Genomic DNA, 24,432 nt, shown 5'->3' with positions numbered 1-24,432 from the left:
TTCGTTTTTTCTCCAGGCGCAGAATGCCTGACGCAGCGCTTTTCTGTAGGAGCAGAGCTTGCTCGCGAAGAGGTCATCATATTCAACATTGATGGTGGCTGACACACCGCTTTCGCGAGCAAGCTCTGCTCCTACAGGGATGAGTGTACCCAGGCTGCAAACAACCGAGTCCGAACCCAAGGAAACCGTATGAGCCTGTCCCTCCTGAGCCGCTACGCCTTCTTTGCCGTCTGTGTGATATTCACCCTCGCCAGCCTGCCCTTTCTGGAGCACGACTGGCTCTGGCCGATCACCGCCGTCACCGGCATCCTCAGCCTGGTAGGGCTGTTCGATCTGCTGCAAAGCCCACACGCGGTGCGCCGTAATTATCCGATCCTGGGCAACATCCGCTATCTGGTGGAGGGTATTCGACCGGAAATCCGCCAGTACCTGCTCGAGTCCGACAGCGACGCCCTGCCCTTCTCCCGGGCTCAGCGTTCGCTGGTCTATTCACGAGCCAAGAATGAAAGTGCCGACAAACCCTTCGGCACACTGATCGACGTCTATCAGTCGGGCTTCGAATTCATTGGCCATTCCATGCGTCCGGCGCCATTGAGCGACCCGAGCAGTTTCCGGGTAATGGTCGGTGGCCCGCAGTGCTCCCAGCCGTACTCGGCGTCGGTATTCAACATCTCGGCCATGAGCTTCGGCTCCCTCAGCGCCAACGCCATTCGCGCATTGAACCAGGGTGCCAAACTCGGCAACTTCGCCCATGACACGGGCGAAGGCAGCATCAGCGCCTATCACCGGGAAAACGGCGGCGACCTGACTTGGGAACTCGGCAGCGGCTACTTCGGCTGCCGCACCGCCGATGGCCGCTTCGACCCGGAACGCTTCGCGGCACAAGCGCAGACGCCCCAGGTGCGGATGATCGAAATCAAGATGAGCCAAGGCGCCAAGCCCGGTCATGGCGGCATCCTGCCCAAGCACAAAGTCACCAAGGAAATCGCCGAAACCCGCGGCATCCTGATGGGCGAAGACTGCATCTCGCCGTCGCGCCACAGCGCGTTTTCCACGCCGATCGAACTGATGCACTTCATTGCGCAACTGCGTGAACTGTCCGGCGGCAAACCGGTGGGCTTCAAGTTTTGCCTGGGCCACCCGTGGGAATTCATGGGTATCGCCAAGGCCATGCTGGAAACCGGCATCCTCCCGGACTTCATCATCGTCGACGGCAAGGAAGGCGGTACCGGCGCCGCGCCTGTGGAGTTCACCGACCACATCGGCGTGCCGATGCGCGAAGGTCTACTGTTCGTGCACAACACGCTGGTGGGCCTGAACCTGCGGGACAAAATCAAACTCGGCGCCAGCGGCAAGATCGTCAGCGCCTTCGACATCGCCAGCGTCCTGGCCATCGGCGCCGACTGGGCCAACTCGGCGCGCGGCTTCATGTTCGCCATCGGCTGCATCCAGTCGCAAAGCTGCCACACCAACAAATGCCCGACCGGCGTCGCCACCCAGGACACCCTGCGCCAACGCGCCCTGGTGGTTCCGGACAAGGCCCAACGGGTGTTCAACTTCCACCGCAATACGCTCAAAGCCCTGGCCGAAATGCTTGCCGCCGCGGGCCTCGATCATCCTTCACAGCTGTCGGCCAAGCATCTGGTGCGACGCATGTCGGCGACCGAGATCAAACTGTTCTCGCAGTTGCATGTGTTCCTGAAACCGGGGGAATTGCTGACCGGCGAAGTGAATGGCGAGTTTTATTCGCGGATGTGGCAGATGGCGCGGGCGGATAGTTTTGAGCCTAATGAAGCGGCGGCTGCATAGGCCGTGTTTGCGCGCCAGCCTCAAGGAAGGCTGGCGTTACATCAAGAACGAACAAGCGGGCCTCACTGTCCCCCGCCTTTAGCGTCAACGCCTGTTTCCAGTGTTTGGGAAACAAGGCGTCATGTTCAGGACGCGCTTGGCCCGTTACCCACCAGATCCGCCTGCCATTCAGTTTCAGGGCCGAAAAATCGTTGAACAGTATCGAGTGCAGAGGACGGGGAATGAGTGCCCAACCACCGTATTCGCCGGTTCCCCAAAGGGCGCCTGTCGGTGTTTTGACCACGTATAACCTCGGCTGAATACCTGTCGAGTTGTAGTACATGAACGGCAAGTACCAATACAGGTTATCTACGACGATCTCGTCACCCGGACGGACTGCGCGACCGAGACCCGCGACCACGGCATCCAGCCTTGCGTCTTTGCGAATGCTTGTCCCGTTCATCTCATCCGTTTGCGCGTAGACCGCCGAAAGCCCGTGTACTTCTGCCAATAAAACCAAAGCCATGGCGACAGCGGCAAGAACAGCATGGCGTTGGCTCCATGCGTCCAGCGCAAGTGCAACGATAAGGGGCAACGCGGCGGCAGCAAACACCAGGTATCGGGCATTGAAAACCGGCACGATCAACGACACCAAGAAAATGGTCAGCACCGGCACAAAGAAATAGCCCACCAACAAGATGCTGAAAGGTCGCTCACTGCGTGCCTTGAGCAACACCGCAGCGGCGCAAACAACGATCAACACCGAGGGCAACACACGCCATAAGGATGAATGACTGACCGCGCCCTCCATCATCACCAGTTGCCAAACGAAGGTCGGCGCTGTCTGCCAGGTGAGCGGCGGTATCCACTCAAGCCCGTCCATTCGCAGCAATTGATCGATGAAGTGAGGTACCCACGGCAGGTACAGCACAACGATCGCGCTGTTGGCCAAGACCCACGCACGAATCGGTATTGCCGTGGACCGACTGCCATCTCGCACTCGCCACCCACAAAGCCAATGCACCAAAACGCACAGCGCGGCGAAGTAATGCGTGTAGAAAGCAGCCGTCATCAACAGTACGTAAAAAACCGGATAACGTTTTTGATCCGGTGCCTTGATCCAGCACACCAGCGCCACGGTCGCGCCCATCAGCCAAAAGCCGAGCAAGGTGTACATTCGCACTTCCTGGCTGTAACGCACCGATATCGGTAGCAATGCCAACAACAATGCGGCGATCCAGGTCGCCTTTCGCGTTGTCACCAGGCTCATCAATTTAATGCACAGCAACAGCGTGCCGACATCGGCCAGAGCACTCAGGGATCGCGTCGCCAAGACACCATTGCCGAACAACACCATCCAGAAATGCAGCAAGACATAGTAAAGCGGTGGATGCACATCCCGCGCTGTCGTAGCCCAGATGTATGACGGCGAGCCCTCAGCCAGCAGCAGGCTGTAGGCCTCGTCGTACCAGATGACCGGCACAGTGATGGAGTGAAACCTTGCGAACAACGCGAGGACGATCACCGCCACTAGACCTGCCCTGTCGGCCATCCGGGATGGAAAACTTTCGTGAGGGATCGAAGAGGTAATCACCAGGCTCACCACTGCAGCGTGGTGATCGGGGTCGGTTCTTTCATGACGATAAAACCGTAATCGCCCAGCAGATAGAGGCGGTAGAACTGGCTCTCCACCAGCGGTGGATAACCTTGGTAACCGACGAGGGTCGCGTTGCGCCGCTCCCTCTCCGCGACCACATTGGTGATGCCCGCCTTGGGCAGGTTTTCAGCCAGCATGAAAAAGTCGATGTTCAGCAGATAACGCAAGACCGGCATCTGCTTGAACGAGCCCGAGGCCGCCACCAGCCAGTGATCGGAGTCACTCACCGCCATGTAAATGCGCTTGGCCTCGCGCAGTTGCCTATTGGACGCAATGTCGTGCCCCAGGGAAAACAACGCGCTGGACGCAAAGGTGTTCTGCATCGTCAGCACGCGGCCATAGGCGAAGGACAGTGAAAGCATGGCCAACAGAGGCACCGCCAACAGCATTGGCAACCGCTCATGAATGGACGCCAATGCCAGATGGCTCAAATAGAACAACAGCACCAACAGGACCGCAAAACCCATCAAGGTTCTGGCACCTTCATTGAAGTCGCGAAAAAACAGCGCGGTCCCTGACACCAACAAGGTCACGACCGGCACTGCCAGCAGACACACCAGGCCCATCACGATTTTTCTCAGCCCGGTGTCATGGCGTTCCATCACGTTGCGGGCCAGCCGTGCGCTGCCCACAAGGGCACACAGCAGCAGTGCGGCGAACACCCAGGTGAATCCACCGTGAAACAGCAGCACGACTTTTTCCAGCACGCGGCCGATGTTGATTTCAAGTTGCAGCCAGGGCGCCGCCGCCCAGTTCAACAACAGAGCGCGATTCTGATTCATGTACGGATAAGCCGTGACGCTGTAGATCAACCCGCCGAGCCCTGCCTGCGCGATTTTCCAGCCAATCAATTCGTACCATTGCCGCCAGGCCCACTTGTCATTCGCGCCCCTGAGCAGTTCCAGGCAACACAAGCCCAGAAACACATTCAGGCTCACCTGATAGAGCCCCAGCGCCAGCGCAATCAGGAAAGCCGGCACCAGCCATTGCAGAATGCGCGAGGAATGACGAAACGTGATCGCGAAAATCACCGCCACCAGGCTCAAGGCAATGGTCGCCCCGTCATATTGATAAGACAGGTTCTGCAGGAAGAACGGGTTGTACCAGAGCGGTAACAGCACCAGGCAGCAGGGCATCGTTGCCTGCGGGTAGTAATGGAACGTCAGGCTGGTCAACGCAAAGGCCATGGCCAGCGTGGCGATCAACAGCGGCAACGGAAAGATGTTTGGCGCTGCATCACTAAAGGTCAGAAGGTTGTAGAACAGCTCGGTGAACAACCGCCCCTGCCCCGCCCAGGCAGTACCGGCCGACAGCGAGCGCCAGTTGTCATCGATGTAGGGATAGTCCGCGAGGATCAGCGGAATGACATAAATCAGGGTCGCGACCAGGAAAAACAGCCAGACCCGACGACGCCCGAGTTCTTTGCTGAAAAAGTCGCCCAGTCTGCCCATGCTAAAGCCCGATCCGGTCTTTGCCGCCAATGACGTCTTTGACCACATAACGGGGCCGGTGCTTGGCTTCGATGTAGATGCGGCCAACGTACTCACCGAGGATGCCGATGCCAATCAATTGGACGCCGCCGAGAAACAGAATGGCCGTCATCAGCGAGGGGTAACCGGGGACACTGTTACCGAAGAAAATCTTGTCCAGCACCATGTACACCGCGTACAGCACCGCGAAAATCGAAATGCCGCCACCGATGTAAGTCCACAACCGCAACGGCACCGTGCTGAACGAAGTAATGCCTTCCAGCGCCAGGTTCCATAGCTTCCAGCCATTGAACTTGCTGCTTCCCGCCACTCGCCCGGCCCGCTCGTATTCCACCACCGCCGTGGTGAACCCGGCCCAGGACAGAACGCCCTTCATGAACAACTGATGCTCGGGAAGCGCACGAATCACATTGACCACCTTGCGGTCCATAAGGCGGAAATCCCCGACGTTTTCTTCGATCCGAGTGTAAGAAATCCTGTTCAGCAAATGATAGAAGAGCGATGCGCTGTGGCGTTTCAGATAACTGTCACTGTCGCGATTTCGGCGTTTGGCGAGCACCACGTCAGCGCCCTTTTGCCACTCGGCAATCAACCGCGGGATGACGCTGATCGGATCTTGCAGGTCCACGTCCATGGGGATCACCGCATCGCCGGTGGCGTATTCCAGCCCGGCAAACAACGCCGGCTCCTTGCCGAAGTTACGCGAGAAGTTGATCAGCAATACCTGTTCATCGACCTGTGCCAGCGCCTTGGCTTGCTCAGCTGTCCGATCGGTGCTGCCATCGTTGATGAACACGATCTCGACTTCACACGAGTCAAGTTTCAATTCGCGGCGCACTGCCTGATAGAACAGAGTGATCGCCTGCTCTTCATTGAATACCGGGACAATCAGCGAAACTTTCACATTTCACACTCCTGAGAAAACGAAGTGTAGATGCTCGACAGACGCCCATCAGGGGTCGTTCTGGTGCGCGAACTGCCCGGCAGACCGACGGACATGGGCTCAATTCGTTCGCTATAGGTAGCTGAGACATTCGGTAATATCCAGCCTTTTGCAATTACCTGCGAATCACGCCACCCTGCGCGCCGCTGTAGGAGCGAGGCTTGCCCGCTCCTACCCAACAACCCCGTTCAAGAGCCCGCCGTCATGACGTTTGAACGCGATCACCGAATCGACTTTTTTCGCGGTCTGGCCCTGATCTTCATCTTCTGGGATCACGTGCCGCAAAACCCGCTGGCGCAGTTCACGGTGCGTAACATCGGCTTCAGCGATGCGGCGGAGATTTTCGTGTTCCTGGCCGGGTACGCGGCCGTGCTGGCCTACGGCAAGATCGCCCGACGCGATGGTTTCATGGTCGCCACGGTGAAAATCCTGCGACGCGCCTGGGTGCTTTATGTGGTGCACATCTTTTTGCTGGCGCTGTTGATGGGCATCGTGTTTTTCGCCAATAGCCACGTGGAAACCCGCGATCTGGTGCAGGAAATGGGCTTGCAGTATTTCCTCAGCAATCCGCAGCAGGCGTTGATGGATGAGTTATTGCTGCGCTTCAAGCCGAACCTGATGGACCCGCTGCCGCTGTATATTTTGTTGCTGCTCGGCCTGCCGCTGGTGCTGCCGATGCTGCTGCGCAAGGCTGAATACGTGGTGGGGTTGTCGGTGGTTTTGTACCTGCTGGCACCATGCTTTCAGTGGAACCTGGCGGGCACCGACGGTGGCGTGTGGTTTTTCAATCCGCTGGCCTGGCAGCTGTTGTTTATTCTCGGTGGCGCGGCGGCGATTCACGGGCAACGGCCTCGGGTGCAGCAACCTCGACCACTGACTCGGCAGCCGGTTTTTATCGCAGCGCTGACCTATTTGCTGCTGACCGGGTTGATCGCAGTGTCATGGAAATGGCCAACCGTGCATGACACCTTCATGCCCCAACGGCTCGGCGAATGGCTCTATCCAATCAGCAAGACCAACCTCTCGCCGGCGCGCCTGCTGCACTTCCTCGCCCTCGCCTACGTCACCGCCAGGTTGTTGCCGGACACGGGCTGGACGCAGCACTGGCTGGTGCAACAAAGCTGTCGCATGGGTCGTTATTCGTTGGAGGTGTTCTGCTTTGGCGTGTTGCTGGCGCCATTGGCAGACATGCTCAATGCCTTGGGCGGGAACGTACTGGCGATGCAGATATTCAGCGCACTGTTGGGGGTCGGGTTGATGGCATTGCTGGGGGCCTGGCTGGATTTCAACAAGCGGTTGAACCGACCGATATCCGTCACAGCCATTTAACGTCAAAAGATCGCAGCCTGCGGCAGCTCCTACGCCGACCGAGTACACCCGCAATATCGCGGATGTACACAAATCCCGTAGGAGCTGCCGCAGGCTGCGATCTTTTGATCTTCCAAATGCACAAATCCCGATCGTTCAGACCGGGGCTTGTGCATTTCTAGCGTGACGACTTACGACGCCGAACGCACCACACCTTGCGACACATTAGTCGGTTGCAGCTTGAACACGTAGAACAACACCGTCAGCAGCACCAGGAAAGCAGGCCCGACGTACAGCGCCACGCGAGTGTCCGGGAAGTACGCCATCAGGCCGACCACCAGCACCAAAAAGGCCAGTGCCAGGTAAGAACTGACCGGGTACAGCCACATGCGGTATTTGAGGCAGGCACGTTCGCTGGCGCTCAGGCCTTTGCGGAACTTGAGCTGGGCCAGCAGGATCATCACCCAGGTCCAGATCGCGCCGAAGGTGGCAATCGCGGTGACCCAGACGAAGACTTTCTCCGGCACCAGATAGTTAAGCAACACGCCCAGCAGCAAGGCACCGATCGACAGCAGCAGCGCACGACGCGGCACGCCGTTGTTCGAGGTCTTGGCGAAACCGGCCGGGGCCTGGCCGTTCTGCGCCAGGCTGTAGAGCATGCGCCCGGTGCTGAAGATCCCCCCGTTGCAAGACGACAGCGCAGCGGTGATCACCACGAAGTTGATGATGCCGGCAGCGGTCTTGATGCCCAGACGCTCGAAGGTCATCACGAACGGGCTGCCCTGAGTGCCGATTTCGTTCCACGGGTAGATCGACAGGATCACGAACAAGGCGCCGACGTAGAACAGCAGAATCCGCCAGAACACCGAGCCGATCGCATTGGGGATGGTCTTCTGCGGGTTCTTGGCTTCACCGGCGGTCAGGCCGATCATCTCGACGCCGAGGTAGGCGAACATCACCATTTGCAGGGACATCAACACGCCTTGCACGCCGTTGGGCATGAAACCGCCGTGGGCCCAGAGATTGGAAATCCCCAACGCCACGCCGTCATTGCCGAAACCGAAAGCGATGATGCCGATGCCACCGACCACCATCGCAATGATGGTGACGATCTTGATCAAGGCGAACCAGAATTCGAACTCACCGAAGGCTTTCACCGCGATCAAGTTGATCGAGCCCATGCTGATCAACGCCGCCAGTGCCCAGATCCAGCGCGGCACGTCGGGGAACCAGACGCCCATGTACACCGCCACCGCGGTGATTTCCGCGACGCAAGTCACCAGCCACAAGAACCAGTAGTTCCAGCCGGTCAGAAAGCCTGCCAATGGACCGAGATAGTCTTGTGCATAACGGCTGAACGAACCGGCGACCGGGTTATGCACGGCCATCTCGCCGAGGGCGCGCATGATCACCAGGATCGCCAAGCCGCCAATGATGTAGGAGAGCATGATGGCCGGGCCGGCCATTTCAATGGCCTTGGCCGAACCCAGGAACAGGCCGACGCCGATACAGGCACCGAGCGCCATCAAGCGAATATGCCGTTCGCCGAGTTCGCGTTTAAGCGGGCCGCCCTGAGCGGTCTCGCCGTGAGGCAGGTGATTGCCGACTGGCATAGGTACAACCTCGTCTTGTTATTGGATGTGACCACCGAGTGTCGAAGCACCGACCGATAAGCCAGCGCTTCTGCGAAACCGGGCCTGCTTCATGGGCAGACACGTCTTGCAGGACCAAAACCTGCAAGATCAGCGGGCATGCAGTATAAAAAGCTTCCAGCAGGGTTTTTCACTCTATAAACCACAACATTCAGCCAGAACTCTCGGCAAAAGCGCGGTTTTCGGAGTGGCATTACCTGACTTATGTAGGATTATTCGCCACTGAAACGGCGCCTAGTATTGCACAGCAATGGTGCATCGCCATGCCCCTACCTTGGCAGCATTTACCTCTTTGATGCGTCTAGTTCAGCTATTACAGACAACATCCGCCCTGTGGTGAGGGGGAGCTGTTGTGGCGAGGGGGCTTGCCCCCGTTCGGCTGCGCAGCAGTCGCAAATCCGTTACACGCGGTGTACCTAGGTTTTTTGGGACTGCTGCGCAGTCCAACGGGGGCAAGCCCCCTCGCCACAACTGGGCATAACTGCCTCCTCAGCGCAGTGAATCCTTCGCAAGAATCAGAATATTCACTCAATAATTACGGACCCGATCCAGGAAGTCGGGAACTAGCCTGAGAAGCGTCAAGTTGACTACTTACGCAAGGAAGCAATGGATTGCCTACCCAACCAAACTCTCATCGTCTGCGCTTTGGCAGAGCCTCCGAAAACGGCCGCGCTTACCTCATCACCGCAGTTACTCACGAACGCCAACCCATATTTTCTGACTGGCAATTAGGACGTCTGCTGGTCGCAGAACTGCGCCGAGTTCACGACGCGAGTTTAGTGGATTCAATCGCCTGGGTTGTGATGCCCGATCATTTCCATTGGCTAATGCAGCTGCGGGACAACAATCTGGGCAGTGTTGTCGGCTCTACCAAGTCACGCTGCACCCAGGCAGTGAACAAAATGACCGGTCGGCGTGGTCCACTATGGCAAACCGGCTACCACGACAGAGCAATCCGTGATGGCGAAGAGCTCCTGCCGTTCGCTCGTTACATTGTTGCCAATCCGTTACGCGCAGGGTTGGTGCAAAAAATTGGCGATTACCCACTGTGGGATGCCTGCTGGCTATAACGCTGAACAGCACATCTGTTATGGCATTCCTGTGGCAAGGAGGCTGTTGTGGCGAGGGGGCTTGCCCCCGTTCGGCTGCGCAGCAGTCGCAAATCCATTGCACGCGGTATGCCTAGGTTTTTGGGACTGCTGCGCAGTCCAACGGGGGCAAGCCCCCTCGCCACATCCATGCATCACTTACTACTTCACAATTTTTTCACCAACGCCAACCACCGTCTAAGCTTCAAAGAAGTCCGATCAATCTGCGTGAATGGATCAGTCGACTATGGGCGCTTTGTGGCAAACCGATTCGAGTGAAACTGTGGTTCCGACTGAACGAGTGGATGAAGCGCCTTTACCTGAGAAACCCCGTCGTTCCCGGCACGGCTGGGGGGCGTTCTGGTTGTTGCTGCTGATTATCCTGATTGTCCTGGGCCTCGCCGCGGCCAAGGAAATGCGCACCTCCAAGTTTCAGGCCCGGGAAATCAGCAAATATGCAGCCTCACTGAAGTACGAGCTGCAACCTGGCCCCAGCGATGCAATTCGCTACCCCGGCGCAGGCCCGTTCGATCAGCGGTTGGGTTACAGCGCCCTGGATGAATTGCTGCCGCGCCTGCTCAAGCGCAACTACGTGGTGTCGGCACAAACCCGCTTTTCCCCGGCGCTGATGAAGTACAGCGACAAGGGCTTTTTCGTGCCCTATGCAGAGAAAATCCAGGCCGGGCTGTCGATCACCGATTGCCGCGCGGCCCCGCTGTACCAGTACAAATATCCACAACAACTCTATTCAAGCTTTGCGGCGATCCCTCCGGTAGTGGTCAGCAGCTTGCTGTTCATCGAAAACCGCTTTTTGCTCGATCCCCGTCAACCTTTGGCCAACCCTGCCGTGGACTGGCCTCGGTTCGGCATGGCGGCGTGGTCCCAGGTGGCCAAGTTGTTGCGCCTGCCCGGCCAGTCGGCGGGCGGCAGTACGCTGGCGACGCAGCTGGAGAAATATCGACACTCGCCCGATGGCTTGACGATGTCGGGCGCGGAAAAGATCCGGCAAATGATTTCCGCCAGCGTGCGGGCTTATCAGGCGGGCCCGGAAACCCTCCAGGCCCGGCAAAATGTGATTCGCGACTATCTCAACAGTGTTCCGCTGTCGGCCGTACCGGGCCACGGTGAAGTGCATGGCATGGCCGAAGGTTTGCGCGTCTGGTACGGCGCCGATTTCAACCAGGCCAACGAACGGCTGGCCAGCACCAACACCGATCCGAAAAGCCTGTCAGAAAAAGGCTTGGCCCTGCGTGAAATGCTGTCACTGATGATCGCTCAGCGTCGCCCTTCCCATTACTTGACCAAGGGCCGTGATGAATTGGCCAGCCTCACCGACAGCCATATTCGCCTGCTGGCTCAGAATGGCGTGATTGATGCGCCACTCGCGACAGCAGCATTGGCCAGTAAAGTGACTTACCGCGACTGGGCCACCCAGCCCACCATTCAGCCAATCGAAACCAACAAGGGCATCAGTGTGGCGCGCAGCCGTCTGGGCGGGTTGCTCAACCGTCCGCTGTATGACCTCGACCGCCTCGACCTGTCAGCCACCAGTACGCTGCAGGGCGAGTTGCAAACCCAGGCCACTGCGTACCTCAAGCATTTGGCAGACCCCACTTATGCAGCGGAAATCGGCCTGATTGGCGAACGTCTGCTCACACCCACCAGCACCGCGCAGGTGCGCTACAGCTTCACCCTGTTCGAACTGACACCGGACGGCTCGCGGGTACGGGTGCAGACCGACAGCACCGATCAGCCGTTCGACATCAATGAAGGCAGCAAGCTGGAACTGGGCTCCACGGCAAAAATGCGCGTGCTCACCACCTACCTGCAAATCATCGCCGAGCTGCACGATAAGTACGCAGCGATGACCGTCCCTGAATTGAAAAAAGTCGAGGTCCCGGACCAGGACCGTCTGAGCCGCTGGGCCGTCGATTACCTGATTCAGAACAAAGACCGCAACCTGCCGAACATGCTGAATGCCGCGCTGGATCGCAAATACTCCGCCAGCCCTGGCGAGGCCTTTTTCACGGGTGGCGGGCTGCATACCTTCAATAACTTTCGCAAGGAAGACAACGGCCGCCTGCCGACCCTGCGCGATGCCATTCGTGAGTCGATCAACCTGCCGTTCATTCGGCTGATGCGTGACCTTGTGCGCTACACCACCTATTCCGGTCCCAACAACAGCGCCGAATTGCTCAAGGACGATCGCGACCCTCGGCGTCAGGAATACCTGGCCTCATTCGCCGACAAAGAAGGCACCTCGTTCCTGCTGAAGTTCTGGAAGAAATACCGCAACAAGGACACCAAGGCGCGGCTCGAGACCTTTCTCGACAGCATGCGCCCGACGCCGATTCGCATGGCCGCCGTGCATCGTTATCTATTTCCCCAGGCTGACCAGGAAAGCTTCAACACCTTCGTACGCTCGCACCTCAAAGGCGCCAAGCTCAATGAAAAACTGACTGATGAACGCCTTGAACGTCTCTACCTGAGTTATGGCCCTGGCAGTTATGACCTGCCAGACCAGGGCTTCATCGCCAAGGTCCACCCGCTGGACCTGTGGTTGATCGGCTACTTGCTGAACAACCCCGACGCCAAGTTCAGCCAGATCGTCAAAGCCAGCCAGTTCGAGCGTCAGGAAGTCTATAGCTGGCTGTTCAAGAGTCGGCACAAGGGCGCCCGCGACAGCCGAATCCGTACCATGCTGGAGATCGAGGCGTTTCTCGACATTCACCAGCGCTGGCAGAAAGTCGGCTATCCGTTCGATCATCTGGTGCCCTCGCTGGCCACCGCCATCGGTAGCTCCGGAGACCGCCCGGCGGCATTGGCAGAGCTGATCGGCACTATCCTCAATGACGGTGTGCGCATGCCGACGCTGCGTATCGACAGCCTGCACTTTGCGGCCGATACGCCCTATGAAACCCGCCTGATCAATGACCCGGTCGTCGGCAAACGAGTGATGCCTTCCGAAGTGGCAACGGCCATGCGCGAGGCTTTGTCACAAGTGGTGGATGCCGGCACGGCCAAACGCGTGGCGGGCAGTTTCAAACTGGCTGACGGTAGCCCCTTGGCCATGGGCGGCAAAACCGGTACCGGCGACAACCGCATTGAGGCCATCGGTTCCGGCGGGCGGATTCTCAGCTCGAAATCGATCAACCGTACCGCGACTTTCGTGTTCTACATTGGCGACCGGCATTTTGGCACCCTCACCGCCTATGTCCCCGGGCGCACGGCCGAGAGTTTCAAATTCACTTCGGCGTTACCTACGCAAGTGCTCAAGGGCATGGCGCCGATTCTTTCACCTTATCTGCAACCCGGCACCCATACGATGTGTCAGCCAACAGTGACAACGGCAATCCGCTAGCCACTATCAACAAGCGGGGGCGGGTTGGCGGTAACCCTGTATTTTTCATTCTTTGATTTCGGGAGGTTCGGTTCAAAAACGGCGTTGTTTCAAACTAATCTTTGAGCTTTTTTTGGGCAGCACACGTACCTAGTCTGATCGCTCCACTATTGATCAACGGACGATCAGGCAATGCTCAACCCGTATAAAATTCCAGACCAGCTCGCCAATGACCTGGCCGATAAAAGTGTTCATTTTGATTTGATCAAAAAGGCCATTCCTTCCTGGCTGGCAGGTACTTCCATCGATCGTGTCAATGAGCTGAAGGCCGACAGAGTGTTCATCCCAGACCCGCTGCGGGACGCCACACAGGCGCTGCAGCAACGTCTGAAAAATGGCATCAAGCTCAGCTGGACTGCGCAAAACGATGTAGATCGCGCACTCAGCGAGCTACAGGATGTCTACGCTTTTGCCCGGCCCATCCTGCAACAGGCGCTGAAGGACCGCTTCGGCGTCGATGACGATGTCGAGGAGACCTGGCTACGATTGTATGCACCGGTGAAAACATCCTGGTGGGTTCATGACTTTTCAGGCGGTACCACCAGCCGAACCATCTCGCTGCTGGACGCCGCCCTGCATAACTTTTCGCACAACGAGTCGTTTCACCAAGACTCCGAGTTCATCACCCGCCCCGACGCGCGTGGGCACTTCGGGGTCAAACGCCTCAAACACAAACTGAGCATCGATCAGTTCAAATCACTGTGCCGCGAACTGAACATCGGTGCCAAATACCAACAGCATCTGAAGGAGTTTTTGCTGTCGACCAACAGAGTGGCGAGCAATTACCTGCGTTACATCGTCATTCGCAGTCAGAAAAGTGCGCTGAATGTTGCGGCCCAAATCGCTCTGATGAAAAAGGACATCGACCAGGAGGCCTATGACGTAGTGCAAGGCATGCTCGACGATCGTTCACAGTTGAAATGGAACGGTCAGCCCGTCGGCTATTACAACCTGACAATGATGGACACGCGCCTGGTTGGCATTGTGCTGATCGCCCCCGATGTATCCGCCGCCACGGGCCCCGTCCCGGTCATGGCGTATGTTCCCCATGACCCGGAGCATCCGCTCAAGCGATACCCGTCGTCGCTCGAATTCATGGCGGAACTGACACGTCAGTTACGCGATGGCACCGCCACCAAAAGTTATCAAGAGTACTTCAGCCAGTTCGTGCCTCATCAGCAACGCGGACATTTTTTTGCCGGGCTGAATGACCGCCTGAGCAAAATCAAATGGCATCCGGCCCCACCAGGCTCCAACTTGCCCAGTTGGCGTGAAACCCCCGTGACCAACCCCGACTTGAAGTTCAGCCTATCGAGCGTCAAGACCGACAGAGAGACTGTTTTCAAGAATGATCTTTGGGGCTACTACTACCGACAGAAGCTCAACAAGATTCTCAACGATGCGCGGGAAATCGCGATTTCCACCGAGTACGCCGATCGTATGGCCCGCTGGGCCTGGTGGGATAATCTGGAAAAAATGCTTTCAGACATTCTCAACGTCGCGCTGCTGGTGGCGACGCCGCTTGTCCCTGGCCTGGGCACGCTGATGCTGGCCTACACCGCCTATCAACTGACCGATGAAGTGGTCGAGGGTATCGTCGATCTGGCCGAAGGTCATTTTGCCGAGGCTGCAGAACAGACCATCAGCGTGCTGGAAAGCATCGTCCAGTTGGGCGCATTCGCGGCGGGAGGCGCAATCGGTAATGTCGCGCGGGCGAAACTCTCGCCATTCTTCGAAGGACTCAAACCGGTGCAAACGGCCGAGGGTCAGACACGGTTATGGAATCCTGACCTTACCCCTTATGAAAAATCCGGCTGGTCATTGCCAATAGACGCCAAGCCCGATGGAACAGGTGTTTACCAGCACCAAGGCCAGCAACTTCTGCGACTCGACAATAAACTCTTCGAAGTGCAAAAAGACCCGGCCACCGGGCAACACCGAATCATGCATCCACAACGCCCCGACGCGTATGCACCGACCTTGCGGCACAACGACCAAGGCGCCTGGGTCAGTGAAACGGAAAACCCGCGCGAGTGGGAAGGCTCGACGCTGATGCGTCGTATCGGACATACCACCGACAACTTCAGCGACACACAACTGGAACAGATCCGTCAGATCAGCAGCACCGAAGAAGCCGCCCTGCGCAGGATGCACATCGAGCACGCCCCGCCGCCGCCCTTGCTGACCGACACCCTGCAACGCCTGGGGGCACCGGTGAGTCCACCTGCCGCGTTGTCCCCCGAAATGGCCGCACTTTTCAGCGAATTTCCCGAGCTGCCAGAAACCGTCGCGGAAAAAATCTTCAACGGCGCCACCCAGTCAGAGCGCCAGCAGATTGCCCGGCACAAGCGCCTGTCATTGCGCCTGAAAAGCCAGGCTCGGGAACTTCAGTTCGAGACCCAGGCGGTCCGCGCCGCCCACGGCCTGTATGACGACGCGTTGGTCAGTCGTCATACCGAACACCTGGTTCTGGGCACCTTGCGGATGCAAACCGATACCTTCGGCAACCTGCGCATCGAAATCCGCCAAGGCGCACTCGATGGCGAGCTGCGATGCAGCGCCGGGCCGGAAGATGCAGCACAAGTGCGGGTCATGGTTCGCGACGAATCCGGAAAATATGAAGTGCGTGACGCCGAGAGTAAGCAGATCCATGCGGCCGATGATTTTCTTCCAGCCCTGCTCCAGGCCATGGGCAGGAACGGGCAGAGAGCGTTGGGATATCGACCGGGCGATGCCGGATTCTTCAAGCAGTGGATCATCGCCAAAACCGAGCCAGCGAGCGAGCGCCGGGCGGTTCTGGCCACGCCACCGATTCGGGCCGTGGCCGAGCACGAGACACTGTTGCTGGTGCGAGGCGCCTTCGCCAGCAGAGCCGGCGAAACTCTGCAAGAGCGCATTCAGGACCTGCACTCGGACTTCAGCGACGACGAGGTCGACACGTTTGCCGACGCCCTGATCGCAAGAGGCGACGCACTAAGAGCCATTGAGCAGCGGGAAGATGAACTCGATGAACTGCGCGTCATCCTCAACCGCTGGGAATACCAGCAACCGGAAACGTGGGGGCCTGGCAGTAACGCGTTTCGTGACGGCGGCGGACGGCATATCGTCGAGCGCCTTATCGATTGTTTCGAGCGCAAAAAAACCGGACTCGGCAGTCGTATCGACCCGGACAACTATGCCCTGGACCTGTCCAGAGAAATGCTGCCACTGGATCTGGAGACCTGGTGGTCAAAGCGTCCTCCCGAGCTGAGAAAGTTCCTCGACAAAGTCAACGTGCTGAAACTCGACAACACTTTCTTTTCCAGCGAACGCAATGGCTTGTTGAAAGCCTTCCCGAACCTTCGCGAACTCAGTGCGCGAGGGTGCGAACTCAAGCGGCTACCCGAGAACATCGGGGACATGCACAGGATGGAACGCTTGCAGTTGAGTGATAACCAGATTGTGTTCGATGCCAACGCAGTCCTGCGACTCAAGCAACTGACCTACCTGGAAATACTCAGGCTCGATGACAACCCACTGACGCTGTTGCCGGACATTGGCCGCATGCCGAGACTCAAGGTCGTAGCCTTGAAAAACACCGGCCTGACCACCTGGCCCGACGGTACCCTGGCCAAAACCCGCCCAAGGGGTTTTCTCCTGGACATGCGGGACAATCCCCTCAGCGTTATTCCCGAGGTGGTGCCCGGCAGGCCAGAAGCCTGGGTGATCGCCCGCACCCGACTCAACGTTGGTGATTTGTCGGAGATCAACCAACTGCAATACCAGGAGATTCGTCGCTCAGTGGGATTGCCTCCCGAACCACTGGTGATTTCTAACCCGACGGTATTTGAGGGCACTGCGGATGATTGGATCGACGTGCCCGGGCTTGGGATAGAAAGGATCGGCACTTTCAGGGAACTGACCGACGACCCCCGGTCCCATGCGTTTGTCGAAATCGTGCTCAAACAGGAAAGCTCGGCGGACTTTGCCACTGCGGGTCCGATTCGCCACCAATTGTTACAGCGTATCGCGCGCATGGTTGATGCCGTGTACATCGACACTCAGCTGCGCGAGCAGCTCTACACCATGGCTATCGCTCCCGTCGATTGTGCCGATGCCGGTGCGCAGTTGTTCAACAGCATGGGCATTCGCGTGCTCGCCTCCGAGGCCTATTCGTACACCATCGACCGTACAGAACTTCAGCGCAAACTGGTGACCCTGGCCAAAGGCGCCGCACGATTGGATCACGTCAACGAAATTGCCCGGGCCGACGTCGCCAGTCGTGGAGGCAACCCTGATGAGGTCGAAATCTACCTGGCGTACCAGACGGGGCTCGCTTCGCGGTTGAACCTGCCGTGGCAATCGGAACGCATGTTGTACCGAACGGTTGCAGGCGTAACCGACACCATGATTGATGAGGCGTACGACACGGTGCTAGCCCTGGGCGAAGGCGATGGTCTGATCAACACGATGCTTGAACAGGACTTCTGGGAGCGTTACTTGCGTGAAACCTGGCCAATCCAGATAGAGACGAACAAACAACTCTTCCAAAGCAAATACGAGAAGCTGGAGACACTGCCAGCCACCCAGCTTAAGTGGCTCAAGTCGACTGGCCTTGAGAAAGCCGGGCTGCGAAACAAACTCCTGGAGCTGATCAACGATCTGCCCGTTGCCGAGTCAGTGGTTTTTGACGTTGACCCCATCACCGACAGCACCTTCGACCGCCTGCTCGTCGACCTGGGCGATGCGGAAAAACAACTGTTGAGACGCTTGACCCGCGACGCACTGCGCAAAGCAGGCCAATTGAAGCCATAAGGCAACCCAAGGCAGCCTGGCGCGTCAGGCTGCCGCACATCAAGGCGCTGCGGCGATGAATATCAGCTGCACATTGCCGTAGTAATCGCCCGGCTTGTATCCGCCGACAGGCACTTTCGGCACGATCTCCAAGGGAAAGCGGCCACCGGCGACAGCTTGCGCGGTGGTCAGCACTTCCCGCGGTCGTGGGTCATGGCTCAACTCCTTGCCATTGAAGCTGACGCTCAAATAAATATTCTGGTCGTCACGCCCGTTGGACAGATAGGGTTCTGCTTCCAACCGTGCTTCGATCGCACTGGTGTCGTGCTTGACGTCGAAATTCTTGCGCAGCCCCTCCAGCGTCTTGGTGTGGATGTTCCACGGTAACGTCTGTTCGAGGTGTATCCAGTTCGACTCGGCCGGAATGACGTAAAACCCCAGCGTCGGAATATCCACCGACACCTCGAACGTGTGCTCTTCCCGGGCCGCAAAAGCCTGGGCACTCATCAGCGCCAACACGCTCATCCACACGGCGATGGTCGATTGCTTGATCATGTCAGTTACCTGTTGCGTCAAAAAATACCGCGAGCCCGCCAAGGCGACTCGCCCCTGCCGGTATTACTGGCTGGCGATGCGCAGCGCCTTTTTCGATGTGCCTTCCACCAGGTTGAAGCGGTATTCGCGACCGGGCTTTTTCTCGAATTCAAAGGTTTTGCCCGCCAGAATGTGGTGCTTGGTGGTCGGCTCACACTCGGTTTCGATTTTCAGTGAGCAGTTGCGAAACTCATCGATCAGCACCACGGTATTGCCGTTATTGCGCAGTCGATAAACACCGGCACTGTCATCGATCACACTGTCGAAGCGACTGTTTTTCGGCCGGACAAAAAATACCGTACCGAAACCTGTCATCACGTTGACCCCCGCCGACAGGTTCTCTTTGTAGGCATCGCGCTCTTCACTCGACACGGCGAATTCGTCTTCCTTCTCCGGCACCACCGGCACGAAGCGCACACGGAAGTAACGCTCGGTATCACGCTCGCCCATGTGCAACAGGCGCGTGCCCTGCATGCCCTTGGCCGGGACGATCAGTCGTGCAGGGCTGGCCATCAAGCCATCCCGACCGCTGCCGTCCGCTTGCGTCTTGAGCGGTATTTCACGATGACTGCCATCGGCGTCGTAGACGATTTCCAGAATGTTGACCTTGACGAACGCCGTGCTGTCGCCGCTGTTGAACACGCGCTTGAGGTAAGTGCTCTTGTCGCTGTCCAGATAGTCGTACACCGTTCCGACGTTGATTTGCGGTCCGGCGCAAACCGCCAGGGAAAAACCGCTCAAACCCAGCAGTACCCACAAACGTTTCATACTCTTGAACCTCATCACATAGAACACAAATCGGACACGCGCCATCGATACGTGGGCCATCAGACTTCCGAATCCCAGATCACGGTGACATTGCCGCGATAGGTCGACGCCACACCGGGTTGCAGCATGAATTCCATCTGATGTTGCGGGATCTCGAAGTGCAGAATTCCCGGCGCTCGATCTACATAAAAACCAGGTTGAAATTGCTGCGCATTGGCCGGTCCAGCCCTGAGTCGCCGGCGCTTGACCGGTTGCCCCGAAAGATCGGACAAACCGTTTGGCAGACTGACGCTGACTTGCAATTCGACCGAGCGTCTCGACACCGGATCAAGAATCACGCAGTCATAGGGGAAAGCATTGATTTCACACTCCAGCAGCATCTTGAAGCGCGACGATGCGGAGATATTGAATGTCTGGTCCCGAAACAAACGCACGGGTTTGCGCCCCGCGTGCAACCAGCTTTGCCAGCCGCCCGCCGGGACCAGTTGGACTTTCTCGCCTCCGGGAGGGATGTCGACTTTAAGGGTGTGCTGAACATCCAACACAAAATTCAGGGTCAGGTCGGGGTCGCTCGGCAGCATCACATCGCCCATATCGAAATCACCACCGGGACCAATGCGATAACTCACGTCTCCCGTATAGAGCCCGGATGACATCGTCAGCGGATTGGGGGTTTTAAGTTCATAGGAGAAGTCCAGGTAGTCATAAGTCATGGCCGGTATCGGAAAACTGGCAGTCTTGACGCAAGTCCCTTGGACAGGGGTCTTCCAGAAGAATCGGTAGTAATTGTCCGAATACATTCCGACACCACTGTAGGCACACGGAGGAGCCGCGTTTACCCAGCCTCCCCCCGGACCGCCCCACAAGGCGCGGTGCCCTTCAATGGCCGTCGCGGCACCTGTCAGATTGACCGCGGTATCACTGAGGATGTACCGGGAACCGAAGCCGGCAATACGCACCTCGACAGTTTCCGTTTCACCCGTTTCCCTGTTCGTCACCGTTAACGGACGCCACAGGGTCGGAATGCTGAACATCGCACTATTGCGCGGCGACGCATTAGGTTGCATGGGGCTCGCCGACTCGAAACTCATGGGCAGGCGAATGCTGAAGGTCTCGTTGTCCCGGCATTCACTGGGATAGTCGGCACAATAGCCACTGACCGGTGTTTTATTAACGAACAGATTGCGTTGCGGGTTGGCAGAATCCGGAGTGAACAGCGCCCGTATCTCCTGATTCACCGCCTGTGCGGAAGACGCCGCTACGACGGCCAGCATCCCCAGCCAGCGACCATGCCGTAGCATCGGCCGCAAACATGTAGTCGTTAGATTCATGATCACACTCTCTTGAACATCGGAATCCGCACCGTTCAACCTGCGGTGCGCCGGTTGGCAGTGGCATCCGCCAACGTGTCTGGCGAACACCGCAGATCACCGATCATCAGCACGTTGTTTTCGCTGCGGTGCTTGTCGACATCGAGGCGGAACTGGCACAGCAACTGGTCGGCGTGACGCACTTGCAGGGTGGGCGAGCCGGCATTCATTTCCATTGAGAAAAAGCCATCGACTTCGCTGACTCCACGGCTGGCGTGGTTGATGACGTGATGGCCTTTGAGCGGCTGTCCTTGCGGGTCGAGCAAGCGTCCGAGCACGGTCAGGGTTTTCATCACCCGGACCTTGCGGTACTCCACGCCGCCCTTGTTCAGGTGATAGCGCGTGCGCGCCGGTTCGATGCTCGCTGCCGGGACGTCATTGCCTTCGAAGTCGAAGCTCACCGAGCTGTTCTTGTAAGCGGTGAGCGGGATGAAATTGCGTCCGGGCCTCAAGGCCGCGCTGCCGCCGCTGAGGTCGTCGGCACGCAGCGCGATGCCGTCGATGTCGGACTCGACATCGACAATCATCCCGGCGCCGCGTCCTTGATGTTGACTGGTCAACGCCATGCGCTGCGCTCCAACGACAAGCGTGCTGTCGAGGTTCACGCCGCCGGTGAAATTGTTGTTGAAGGATGAACGCTGAATGAACCCGTCACCATTGATGGCATCGGTGCGAAAGTTCGCCAGACTCGACAAACCGACACCGTAGGTATCGGTGAGCGCAGTCACCGATACGCTCTGTAGCACATGGTCTTGCAGGTCCTTTCGGAAACCCAGGGAGGCGTTATTGTCACGGCTGCCATCACGGGCGGTGCGGCTGCCGATGCTGCCGGAAATCTGCTGCCCCGGACTGCCCAGCGCCATGTTGATGCTCAGGTCGACCCCGCGATTGCGCGCGTCACCACTGCTGTAGCTGCCGGGACGATCGAACAGCGAGAGCCGCCAGTTGGCATCGCTGCCGAACAGAACGGTGCGTTGGGTCCACCCCAGATCCACGCCGACGCCCTCTACGTTGCCGTCGCTGTGGGACACCCGGGCATTGAGCGAGCTTTTGCGACTGACCCGGTGGTTAAGCGCCAGTGAAGAATTGCTGGTCTGGCCGGTGAACACATTGCGCTGACGGACGCGGGTGCCGTCGGGCAATGTGTCGTAGGTGTTGGTGGTGTCGAGCCAGCTGCGATTGTGGCTGATCACCAGGCTGCCGGCGCCATAGTTGTACAAGCCTTGAAAATCGGCACCGGTGCCGTGGTCTTCGGTCTGGTACAGGTTGGCGTAGAGGCTGACGCTGTTGGCCAGGCTCCAGTCGATGGAGCTGCCGTACTGCAGCTTGTCGCTCACCTGGCGCGTCGACAGCCCGAGAATCACTCGCGGGTGCAGCAAGTAATTGAATGACGCCCCCACCGTCGCATCGCCGCTGTTCTGCTCATCCCAATTACTCAGCAATTTGCTTTCTTGTCCGGCAAACAGGTTGTAGCGCCAGCGTTCATCGTGGTTGCGCCAATTGTTCGGCTTGTAAATCAACTCCTGGGTGGTCGATGTGGCCTGGCCATCTTCGATCAATCGCACTTCCACTTCGTAAATGCCACCGGGCAACGGGCGGGTGTCGAGGGTTTGCAAACCCGCCGGAACCGACTGGGTATTGATCAGCAGACCGTCGCGGAAAATTTCCACGGAACCCTGACGGTTCGCCGTGACATAAATCGGATAAACGCTGGGTTTCGGGCTGTCGATCGCCAGGCTGTCGGAACTGCCGTACATCACTCCGACCGCGGTATCGGGACTGGTGCCGAATGAACGGGGTTGTCGGGTCAGGCCTTCGGAGTTGGGAGTGAAATAACCCAACCGGAAAAAGCTGCCCTCCAGCTCACGCTGGGTATAGAGCTCATGCACCGCGTGATAGGTCTTGTCATCCGGTCCGCCCAGACGCGCCAGTTGCATGTTGAACGTCTGGCTCCAGTTGCCCAGGCTGCCGCTGGCCTCCAGGCCAAAACGACCGCCCAGATCCTGGTCCTGGCCGCCGTTGAGATTGAGCTGGTTACGCACCATCAGGCCGCTGCTGCCGCCCTCGGGTTGATCGTAGAAGCGCTTGGCTTCGCTGTCGCGCTCGGCATTTTCGGTGATGACCGACAGCAGTGAATTTTCAAGGTTGTAGTGAACCGCCAGCATCTGCTCCGGGCATTGACTGGTGCAGGTGCCCAGCGTCACGCCGGGCTTGAGAATATCGGCCCAGGTATCGCGTTCACTCGCGCCATAGTGGCTTTCGCTGGTATCGGTGAAATCGAGCAACGTCACCCGATCATCACGGGACAACACAATCATCGCCTCACCGAGGGGCTGTTGATCGAGTTCAATCCGAACGGCCAATGGAACATCGAAGAAATGCTCCTCGAACTCTGCCGGCAGCCCCTTGGCCTGAGCCAGCAAACTTCGCGGCGTATTATCAACAGACGTGGGCGCCGCAAATGCACTGCTACATAACAGCAGCGCAAGCGCCGCCGCGATGGGCGTCATCGGGAACATGAACGGATACTCTATTTACAAATAAGTTAAATCCCGACCGACAACTTTCAGCGTTGCCGGCCGGTCACGTCACTTAAGCAAGTCAGCGCTTATGACTCTTGAACAGTTCAAGGAATAACAGGAGTAACAGGAGGAACAGCGTCGAACATCATAGTGACGGCACCGGTGTAATCACCTGGCGCAAAGGTGGTGCCAAGCGCCTTGATGTTGAGTGGGGCACGGTAGTTGGCGTTCGATTCGGTTTCGCCAACCACCATTTGCGGAGTCGTCGTGAGGACTACATTGTTGAGCGCTACTTGCAGGCCAATCTGGGTGGCACCTGAGATCAGCTTCGGCACACTTTCAAGGCTGGCGTGCACCGAGCCATTGTTGTTGCGTACATCAAAGAAACCGTTGACCTCATCCATGGTGCCCTTGCTTGGCGCGTAGTCCATTCTCTGATCCTTATTGACCAGGTCCGGATCGACCGGAACCACGTAGAAACCGTTGGTCGGTACATGCGCGACAAGGTTGATGGAATGACGGGCTTCACCCGCGGCAAATACGGCGGAAGAACTCAGAGCCAAAACAGCCAAAGGAGCAGCGAACGCGATTTTCTTGAACATCTTTCAGTACCTGTTTTTTTAAAAGGATGAAGTGCTGAAAGCTCATACTGAGTAAAACTGTCACGAGCAGCTATTTGCCCAGCTGAACTTTCAACGCCGAGAGATGATCGATCAATTTATCTGGAAAGTAAGCAGGCAAATTCCTGCAAATGCGTAGCTGAAGTGCTACGACCCTAGAAAGAAAAAACCGGAAATAACTATAAAATTGATGTATGGATGTAAGAGAGAGACTACAAGCAGCGTTTCCCTGCACTGTAGGTTAAGTTTCTAAAAAAGTAACTTCTGTAAGACTAATACCACACTCCCCATAAACAATAGACGAAAACATGATATTAGAGACTTAACACTAATTTCTGCGTTTTCACCTGCACTAATGACTACTTTTTTTAGGATTTTGGCGCTTTAGTCGCGACGACCAGTCGCGAACCTCGGATCTGCCGTTGGTCAGAAGGTCTTGCCCTGTTGATAAGATATATC

At 57.6% G+C, this 24,432-nt stretch carries 14 protein-coding genes; 5 read left to right on the top strand and 9 right to left on the bottom strand.

All coding sequences use genetic code 11. The features are described 5' to 3' along the window. Positions 1 to 189 precede the first annotated feature (189 nt). Entirely contained in the window at positions 190 to 1,809 is a 1,620-nt protein-coding gene (locus TU81_RS13200) for an FMN-binding glutamate synthase family protein (protein ID WP_048395529.1), read from the top strand. On the opposite strand, the gene TU81_RS13195 is transcribed toward TU81_RS13200, so the two are convergent. From TU81_RS13195 to TU81_RS13185, 3 genes are read right to left on the bottom strand one after another with little or no spacing between them, the layout of a single operon-like run. Further along, on the bottom strand, positions 1,787 to 3,340 hold the full coding sequence (locus TU81_RS13195) for a glycosyltransferase family 39 protein (protein ID WP_048395527.1): 1,554 nt from the start codon (positions 3,338 to 3,340) through the stop codon (positions 1,787 to 1,789). The genes TU81_RS13200 and TU81_RS13195 overlap by 23 nt on opposite strands. Positions 3,341 to 3,387: 47 nt before the next feature. Beyond that, positions 3,388 to 4,896, bottom strand: coding sequence for a glucosyltransferase domain-containing protein (locus TU81_RS13190; protein WP_048395525.1), 1,509 nt, complete (start codon positions 4,894 to 4,896; stop codon positions 3,388 to 3,390). 1 nt (position 4,897) lies between these two features. Further along, positions 4,898 to 5,839 (bottom strand): glycosyltransferase family 2 protein, encoded by a 942-nt coding sequence (locus TU81_RS13185; protein WP_038981816.1) that lies wholly within the window; start codon positions 5,837 to 5,839, stop codon positions 4,898 to 4,900. Between the two features lie 243 nt (positions 5,840 to 6,082). Between TU81_RS13185 and TU81_RS13180 the strand changes: the two genes are divergently transcribed. Continuing rightward, on the top strand, positions 6,083 to 7,207 hold the full coding sequence (locus TU81_RS13180; RefSeq protein ID WP_038981813.1) for an OpgC family protein: 1,125 nt from the start codon (positions 6,083 to 6,085) through the stop codon (positions 7,205 to 7,207). Positions 7,208 to 7,377: 170 nt separating this feature from the next. On the opposite strand, the gene TU81_RS13175 is transcribed toward TU81_RS13180, so the two are convergent. Beyond that, entirely contained in the window at positions 7,378 to 8,799 is a 1,422-nt protein-coding gene (locus TU81_RS13175) for an amino acid permease (protein ID WP_048395519.1), read from the bottom strand. Between the two features lie 650 nt (positions 8,800 to 9,449). Here TU81_RS13175 and TU81_RS13170 point away from each other — a divergent pair. From TU81_RS13170 to TU81_RS13160, 3 genes are all read left to right on the top strand, one after another. Beyond that, positions 9,450 to 9,908, top strand: coding sequence for an REP-associated tyrosine transposase (locus TU81_RS13170; protein WP_048395518.1), 459 nt, complete (start codon positions 9,450 to 9,452; stop codon positions 9,906 to 9,908). Positions 9,909 to 10,173: 265 nt separating this feature from the next. Further along, positions 10,174 to 13,287 carry a transglycosylase domain-containing protein gene (locus TU81_RS13165; protein WP_038981807.1) on the top strand — a complete coding sequence of 1,038 codons (3,114 nt, stop codon included), beginning with the start codon at positions 10,174 to 10,176 and terminating at the stop codon, positions 13,285 to 13,287. A gap of 171 nt (positions 13,288 to 13,458) precedes the next feature. Beyond that, positions 13,459 to 18,120: a dermonecrotic toxin domain-containing protein gene (locus TU81_RS13160; protein WP_048395516.1), complete on the top strand. Its 4,662-nt coding sequence runs from the start codon at positions 13,459 to 13,461 to the stop codon at positions 18,118 to 18,120. A 39-nt stretch (positions 18,121 to 18,159) separates the two neighbouring features. On the opposite strand, the gene TU81_RS13155 is transcribed toward TU81_RS13160, so the two are convergent. From TU81_RS13155 to TU81_RS13135, 5 genes are all read right to left on the bottom strand, one after another. After that, positions 18,160 to 18,654, bottom strand: coding sequence for a CS1 type fimbrial major subunit (locus TU81_RS13155; protein WP_048395514.1), 495 nt, complete (start codon positions 18,652 to 18,654; stop codon positions 18,160 to 18,162). Between the two features lie 63 nt (positions 18,655 to 18,717). After that, the gene (locus TU81_RS13150) at positions 18,718 to 19,461 is read right to left on the bottom strand and encodes a pilus assembly protein (protein ID WP_048395917.1); all 744 of its coding nucleotides are present in this window, start codon (positions 19,459 to 19,461) and stop codon (positions 18,718 to 18,720) included. A gap of 59 nt (positions 19,462 to 19,520) precedes the next feature. Beyond that, on the bottom strand, positions 19,521 to 20,792 hold the full coding sequence (locus TU81_RS13145) for a hypothetical protein (protein ID WP_050682185.1): 1,272 nt from the start codon (positions 20,790 to 20,792) through the stop codon (positions 19,521 to 19,523). A 35-nt stretch (positions 20,793 to 20,827) separates the two neighbouring features. Beyond that, positions 20,828 to 23,350, bottom strand: coding sequence for a CS1-pili formation C-terminal domain-containing protein (locus tag TU81_RS13140; protein WP_048395512.1), 2,523 nt, complete (start codon positions 23,348 to 23,350; stop codon positions 20,828 to 20,830). 107 nt (positions 23,351 to 23,457) lie between these two features. Continuing rightward, positions 23,458 to 23,955, bottom strand: a complete 498-nt coding sequence (locus tag TU81_RS13135) for a CS1 type fimbrial major subunit (protein WP_048395510.1) — start codon at positions 23,953 to 23,955, stop codon at positions 23,458 to 23,460. Positions 23,956 to 24,432: the final 477 nt, after the last annotated feature.

Origin of the sequence: Pseudomonas lini (genome assembly GCF_001042905.1) — a bacterium.
Classification (GTDB): Bacteria; Pseudomonadota; Gammaproteobacteria; order Pseudomonadales; family Pseudomonadaceae; genus Aquipseudomonas; species Aquipseudomonas lini.
The sequence above is the reverse complement of the archived record's forward strand: the minus strand, read 5'-3'. Positions and strand labels throughout refer to the sequence as shown.